The 1131-nt window shown below is 40.9% G+C and carries 1 protein-coding gene and 1 pseudogene; both read left to right on the forward strand.

Annotated elements, in window-relative coordinates:
* Positions 1 to 229 (forward strand): annotated as a pseudogene (locus Q0095_RS09285) (amino acid ABC transporter substrate-binding protein); the annotation flags it as partial.
* A 20-nt stretch (positions 230 to 249) separates the two neighbouring features.
* The gene (locus Q0095_RS09290) at positions 250 to 1053 is read left to right on the forward strand and encodes a transporter substrate-binding domain-containing protein (RefSeq protein WP_297883248.1); all 804 of its coding nucleotides are present in this window, start codon (positions 250 to 252) and stop codon (positions 1051 to 1053) included.
* Positions 1054 to 1131: the final 78 nt, after the last annotated feature.

Here is a 1131-nt window from a genome sequence, read left to right on the forward strand (position 1 = left end):
CGACAGCGACACTGAGGTAAATATCAAGAATTTAGGCGTTTCGGATTTCTTAGGCATTGCGGTTTCTAAAGGCAATAAGGATCTGCTTGAGTTCTTAAATGGCGAGCTAGTCAAGCTAAGTAAGAACGGCTTTATGAAAAAGACCTATGACGAGACGATTGAGCCGTATTACAAGGGTACTGCGGAGAAAAAATATTTCTTGCTGGATGATCTTTATAGCTTGCTGTAATTTTTAAAAAGGGGGACGCTATGAAAAAGATAATCCTAGCATTGATGCTGGCTGCGTGTTCGCTTTTTAGCAACACTTTGACTCAAATCAAAGAAAAAGGGGTTATTCGAATCGGTATAGATGGCTCGTCTCCGCCGTTTAGCGTCGCTAAAGCTGGCGAATATAGCGGGTTTGAGATACTCTTGATCGAAGGGCTTGTTAAAGAAATTTTCGGTGATAAAGGCAGCAAGATACAATATGTCGTAACGGTAGGTGATGACCGCATAAAAGCGGTGCAGGACAACAGAGTCGATTTAGATATCGCGCTTATCTCGGTTACGAAAGAGCGCGAGAAGCTGGTAGATTTCTCCGATCCATACTTTAGCGTAAATATCGGCGTGCTAACTCGTAGCGACGATAATATCAGAAAGGTCTCCGATCTAAACGGAAAGACTATACTAGCGCAGCCCGGCACTACTGTGTTTGATTACTTTACGAAACAGGGCTATAACGTAGTACCGTGTGCGAGCGCGAATGAATGCTTTAATGACCTAAAATCGGGCAAGGGCGACGGATACGGCGATGATAATCTACTTGTATTTGCTTATGCCGTAGTTGATTACAAGGTTGAGGTAAATATCAAGAATTTAGGCTCGACGGACTTCCTGGCCATCGCAGTGCAAAAGGGCAATACTGAGCTGCTTAACGCGGTAAATGCGGGACTAATTGAGCTAAGTAAAAAAGGTTTTTTTACAAAAATTTTTGATGAGAGTATTGAGCCTTTTTATAAAGGCACCATTGATAAAAAGTATTTCTTGCTGGACGATCTTTACAGCTTGTTTTAATTTAAAGTGGCGATGGATAGAATTCTATTCGCTGGCAAATTTTAGTAAAATTTAAAGGAATTTTATGAAAAAGATTAT

This window comes from uncultured Campylobacter sp., from assembly GCF_938045535.1.
Taxonomy (GTDB): Bacteria; Campylobacterota; Campylobacteria; order Campylobacterales; family Campylobacteraceae; genus Campylobacter_B.

Excerpts from the sequence above, each read along its gene's own strand:
- Q0095_RS09290 (WP_297883248.1), top strand. The coding sequence starts at position 250 with ATGAAAAAGATAATCCTAGCATTGATGCTGGCTGCGTGTTCGCTTTTT.